The 6,092-nt window shown below is 61.7% G+C and carries 3 protein-coding genes; all 3 read right to left on the bottom strand.

Annotation, left to right across the window (positions count from 1 at the left end):
* Nucleotides 1-314: 314 nt before the first annotated feature.
* Nucleotides 315-1,742, bottom strand: coding sequence for a polynucleotide adenylyltransferase PcnB (pcnB, locus tag FJ222_11605; protein ID MBM4165068.1), 1,428 nt, complete (start codon nucleotides 1,740-1,742; stop codon nucleotides 315-317).
* Between the two features lie 197 nt (nucleotides 1,743-1,939).
* Nucleotides 1,940-4,624 (bottom strand): hypothetical protein, encoded by a 2,685-nt coding sequence (locus FJ222_11600; protein MBM4165067.1) that lies wholly within the window; start codon nucleotides 4,622-4,624, stop codon nucleotides 1,940-1,942.
* Nucleotides 4,625-4,803: 179 nt separating this feature from the next.
* A complete protein-coding gene (locus tag FJ222_11595) occupies nucleotides 4,804-5,469 on the bottom strand; it encodes a DUF1189 domain-containing protein (protein ID MBM4165066.1) in 666 nt (221 codons plus the stop codon).
* Nucleotides 5,470-6,092 lie beyond the last annotated feature (623 nt).

Below are 6,092 nucleotides of genomic sequence, written 5' to 3'. Positions count from 1 at the left end.
CGCGGGACTCGTATCCAATTTGGCGAGGGGCTTCCGCAACCCGGAAATCCGCAGAATCGCCTTGTTTCACGCGCTCGGCGACCTGCCTATGCCGCCCGAGTACACCCACAGATTCTCGTGAAGTGCCGAAGTTTCTTCATTGAACCCCTTCCTTCCGTTTATACACACACAGGCGCCGCCCGCGCCCCGGGATGGAAAGAGAGGCTCTCCCCTTCTCCCCTTCCAGATTCGGGGTTAGCTTATTTCATAATAATGCTGAAAGTCAAGTGCGAGAATGACGACGGTGCGATTGCGATTGGTGGAAGGCGTGAGGCTCAAATCTGATCACACCCTTGGGCTCGACGCCCGGACCCCGTTTCGCCCGTCTGGCCGCCGCCTCCGGACGGGTGTCTCTCGCGGTGGCCGTGCTCGTTGCGGGGGCGGCGCCGACGGCGGCCGCCGTGGAATCCGGCCCTGGGCGCGTCGCGGGGCGCGTCCCCTGCTGCTGCGCGCCATGCCTCATCACTCTCGTCGCTCTCTTCCGCTTCGGGCCCGCGGTGAGGCGACGTCTGGGCGGTTGCGGCCTCCCAGTCGGAAAGGCCAGAGGGAACGACAGTCTCGGCACGGCAGACCACGCGCCACAAGGCGAGCGCCTCCGGAAACAGGTTGCTTCGGACGAATCGATCCCGGCGGGCGGGGTGCTTGAGCAGCTCGTCAAAGCAAGGGAGCATGTCGAAGAGATTGGTCGCGGTGTAGAAGATCGCCTTGGGGATGTGCAACCGCCGGACGAGCGGCTCGAAGGCCGTGCGCGCGACATGAAGCCGGTTGACCCGCTTGCCGGCCGCATGACGGAGTTCGTCGGCGAGCGCCTTCTTAAATACCGGATAGTATAGCACGGCCAGGCGTAGCCCGCCCGATGCGTCGTCGGCGGCCGGGTCGGCGTCCAGCGCCCGCAAAGCGGCCCAGACGGGCGATTGCTCGCGCCCGCTGTGATTGATGAAGGCCTCCAGCTCGGGAATGATGTCGCCCAACAACTCGTACTTCCAGAGCAGGTGGAAGGCCGGCTCGGCGGTCCGGAAGGTGAACAGGCGCATCACCTCCTCCAGCAAGCGGGGAACCGAAGCGTGCGTGATCTCCGCATGATGGCGGCGGATGGCGCGGCGGCTGGACCAATCGATGCCAAAGCCGAGGCGGGCCGCGAAACGGACGGCGCGCATCATGCGAACGGGGTCCTCGCGAAAGCGGACATTCGGATCGCCAATGCAGCGGAGGGTTTTGGCCTCGAGATCCTTCAGACCGCCGACATAGTCGATCACCGAGAAGGTCTTGATGTCGTAGAACAGCCCATTGACCGTGAAATCGCGGCGCAACGCATCCTCTTCCGGTGTGCCGAAGGTGTTGTCCTCGTGCTGATAGAGGTTGGCGGCCTCGCCCTCGCTGGCCTTCGGTTGTCGCCGGAAGGTGCTGGTTTCGATCACTTTCCGGCCAAACACGATGTGGGCCAGCCGGAAGCGGCGGCCGATCAGGAAACAATTGCGGAACAGCTTGCGGATGGCGTTCGGATGGGCGTCGGTGCTGATATCGAAATCCTTGGGCGTCCGTCCCAGCAGCAGATCGCGCACCGAACCGCCGACCAGATAGGCGGTCTGGCCCGCGTCCGCGAGCCGGTAGAGCACGCGCAGGGCATCCGGATCGATGTTCTTGCGTGAGATGCAATGCGCGTCACGTGTTCTGATAACCAATTTCTTTCGCAAAAAAAGCATAGGTAACTTCGCGCTCTCTCCTACGGAAACCCAGATTCCTGATGACGAACCGTGTCTTGGCTGATCGCCCGTGGAAACCGGCGGGCACCAACAGCGGCACCATATCAAAAAAAACGGCGCTTGCCAACATCAGTAAATGGGTGCGCAGCATCGGCGGCGTCTTCCGGGCGACGCTCGCCAGACGCCTTCCCTGATCGTCATGCCAACGGCTCCGTGCTCAGCGCGCCGAGGCTGATCCGGCCCTTTACTTGAGGGGGCATCGGGGGACGTGGTTTCGGATTCGCCTTCTGCTCGTCCGCCCACTTTGCAGCCCAGTCCCAAAAAGCAGGATTTTTCTCCGCGGCTAGCGCAACGATCTTCATGCCACGCGGCACGTGATCGCATGCAGACTGGTGGTAGAGGCCGGGATTCCTGCCGTTGCGGAAGGCGCCCACATAGTCCCGTATACCTTGAAGCACGGCGGCCGGGATCTCCGGATCGCCCGTGAGATCATAAGCGATGTGCGCCCGACGGCCATACGCTGCCTGGGCCAGAATGAAGTCGGTCAGCGCCTTGGACGGAAAGAGACGCAGGGCGGGCATCAGCATCTGGTCATCGTTACAGGTGGGGCTGAACGTCTCGCCCTCGACCTCCGCCTGGTCGCCGCGCGGACCGCGCGTGAACACATGCCCGGGCATGAAGCCCGGCGTCCGGACGGTACGCAGGAACCAGTTGAGCGATCGCTGGGCCGGCGTGCCATACTTCTCGTGCCAGGTGATCTGATACGCCTCCATCAGGATCGCGACCGGAATGACGAACTCGCGCGAGATGGTCGCGAAGCAGGTGATGATCCCGCAGGGCTCCAGCTTGTTATCGGCGAGGCCGTCTGCGGCCTCGATGACGATATCGCGCAGCCGGCGGTTGCCGGTCACGTAGTAGTCCATCGCGATTCCGCCGACATTCGAGTGCGACCGGTTGAGGGCGTTGTGCCAGACGTGCGGCCCGTGATAGTGAATACATCCGACGTTTTCTTCGTGGCCCGGAAATGCATGCACGAAACTGGTGTCCGCCGTGGCGCGCGAGGCGAGCTGGGCCCAGCGGAGGTCAGAGCGACGGCCACTGCGCAGAAACTGGCACCAGACCCACTGCACACTATCGGAGGCTTCGTTCCCGAAGGGGCCGATGTAACGCAGCGCCTTCTCCGGCTCGTCGCTGTTGATGTAGAGGTTATGCACGGCGTCCGGCGTCGAAGGCGAATGCGCGTTGATCATGTGGCCGTACATGAACATGCCGTACCGTCGCGCGCGCTGGATCGGGCGGACATGAATGCGCTCGTGAAACGCGGTCAGTTCCCGGTCCATCTCCTCAAATTGCGGGTGACCGGCGGGCAGGAACCGGCCGAACACGTCGGTGCCACAGAGGTACCCGGGGTCCACGATCCCAACCAGGGGTTCCTGCACCGCGGCGCCGAACGCGGCGGCATCGGCGTTGGCGATCGGGCCCGCGCTGAAACGCAGCACGATCTCGGTGGTCTTGGCCGTCCCAATGCCTGTGAACGGCCCGAGAAAATCGTTATAACTCATCTTCCGACCCGGCGCGAGGCGGGCCATCACATCTTCGATCCACGTGACGTCGTCGGTGCGGAACTGCCGCAGCGACAGCGGCGCGGTCGGATTTTCGGCCAGAAGGCGCTTGATCTCGTCCTCATCGCGCGTGCCGCGAAAATCGATCGGCGGCTCATCGAATGGCGACAGGAAACTCAGCGGCTGGGGCGCGTCCTCCGGCCAGATGCGGATGTCGATGCCGGCGGACGACACGGCAAATCCCTTCGGATACTCCTGCCAGAAATCGCGGATGCCGGCCACCAGGCTGGCGTCGGGACCGCTGAGGCTGGCCCAGCCCATCGCCCGGCCTCCGGTGCCAAAGGGCTGATCGTTCAACCGGGCGGCATAGTGCCTGTCGTCCGTCTGCAGAATCGATAGCTGGCCGGGCGTGGTGTTGGCCGGATTGGGGCGTTCACGAACCTGATCGCACCCGATGGCGCCCAGGGTGGCATAGCCATTCACGTCAGGGGTCAGGTTGCGAGTGAAGTGTGCGGTTGACTCTTCCCCGCCGACCGCCGCCACGGCTCCGTCGCCGGTCTTTGCGAACACCTTCAGACCGATGGCCTTCAACTGGATGCGGGTCGGGTCCTGGTCAAAGACGAACGTGTGGAAGATCCGCAGGTCGGCTTTGCCCGCATAGAGGTGGATGCGCAACGTGTACGGACAAAAGCGCAGCCCCTGAGCGGAATAGAGGTGCCCGGTGACCCACAGGCAGACCCGCAGCGATCCCTGCTCCTCGACGACAATCCGTGGCGCAGGACAAATTCCCTCCGAGGTATACAGATTGCCGTGCTGATCCTTCATGTAGAGCAGCAGACCCGTGCCCTGCCACACATCACGCCACCCGTCCGCCGTCTTGATCTGACACCCCGCGAAGGGCGAGGTGTTCTCGCGCAGGCGCCAGCGCTCGTAATCCATCCGCATCTTGAGCCGCAGAACACCCGTGTCAACAGTCAGAATGCCGTTACTGCTGCTCACGGTGATGGCGGAAGCGTTGTTTTTCTGATCGGCACGATCAGATGGATTGGACTCCAGAAACACCGTTTCGCCATCGACGGCGGGGTCGGCCTGCAGATCGGCGAGCAGCCACTTGACGTCCTTCAGATCCTTCTTCCACGTCGTCATCTGGGCCGTCTGGAGCGGAAGTTCCTTGCCGTCGGCCCGCACCGCGCGCAAACGTGCATCGGCCGGAAACGTTCCCTCCGCAAACGGGACGCCAAAGCTCAACGGTTCGTTGCCGTATCGTACGCCCGTTTCGCCGACGAGTTTCACGGGGATGCGCTGCTTGTGACTAGACATTTCCGCCACTCCTGTTTTGTATCTGTCCACATCATACCGTTTTTCAACGATGCCTGTCCATCCCCAGCAATTCTAATGATGGAGATGGAACCATCGGTGTCGGTATCGGGGTCGCAATTCTATCCTTAGATTGCGAAACTCGACAGTCCGCAACGCGGCTTGCGGCGGGTCTTTGAACATCACAACGCTGGCGGAATGGCGGACGTGGATGCGCGTTCGCCCGCCGCAGCCGACTGGATGCCAAACAGGAGGTAGCCCATGGTCGCCAGAAAATACAGCAGCCCCGGAACGGGAATGCTGATCTGGGCGATGCCAAGAACGGTCTTGATAATCATACCGGGCGTCACCGAGATCACCGAGAGGCGGATCAACTCGGGATACGTCCTGCGGGTCTTGCAGCAGGCAGCCAGAATCAGACCGAGGACGGCATAGATCAGGATCTGCATGACGCGGAAGACGAATGAACCCAGAAGGATAAACGGGTACGCCACGGGTGTCACGAATCTCTTTGCCTTGGCCAGCCAGTCCGTGATCATGTCTCGATCCAAGGTGAATTTCTTGATCTCCTTGAACGTGAACGTCCGGGTCTCAATCGCGTTTTTCTTGAAGATGGCTTCCGTCTTCGTGACCAGCCCGATGGCGTCTGTGTCCTTCAAGGATGTCATTGAACCCGTGGTGTCTATCACGATGATCGCCTGACCGGTCTTCGGATCCCGGATCGTATACGGTTGCTCCCCCTCGATGGACGCTTCCCCGTTCACAACGGTGATCACGGGAATCTGGGCGATCATCCTGGGTGCCTCGTGATCGATGAAATGGGCAAGGCCACCCTGCATCTTGAGCATCGCCGGAATCCAACAAACGGCCAGCAGCAGCAGGAGATAGCCAAATCCAGTTCCCTTCCAGCGGGCACACACATCGTGATACAACGACGGCGGTTATAAGGGACACTCCAGCAATCAAACGTGCGCGGGATTGGCTGGCCAAATTTGTCTATGTAGCCCCAAACATGAACTACCACGACGGCTCAACGGGAGTGTTTGCGGACGGCGGGTATCAAAAAAGAGGCTGGAGGCGCCAAAGGGACCGATTTCGGCCTTCACAAGCCTCACAAGACACGAATCGTGTGCAGACCTCCGGCCGATGTCCTGCTCGTAGAAAGGATTTCGGATGAAACGGCGGGCGTGAAATCACCCGCCGGAAGCGGCAATCGGCGTGAGACGGAGGTCGCGCGCGGCGCACAGCCCGCCCCAGGCCGCAAAATGCATCGGGCGCGCTCCGTCTTTCCGCTTCGGACCAAAGTTGTCGCGGTGTAACCGGAAGACTTCGTTCACAAAGGTCTTGCTGCCGATCACCACGCCGTCACTGAAATAGCGCACCCGGCACCGTAAGACATCCTGCAAGGGCAGTTCCCCACGCTCCTTGACGATTTTATCGACCTGTTCCACCGAAAGCCCCGAATGCAACG

The organism is Lentisphaerota bacterium, from assembly GCA_016873675.1.
GTDB lineage: Bacteria > Verrucomicrobiota > Kiritimatiellia > RFP12 > JAAYNR01 > VGWG01.
This window is presented reverse-complemented; position numbering and strand designations above follow the sequence as displayed.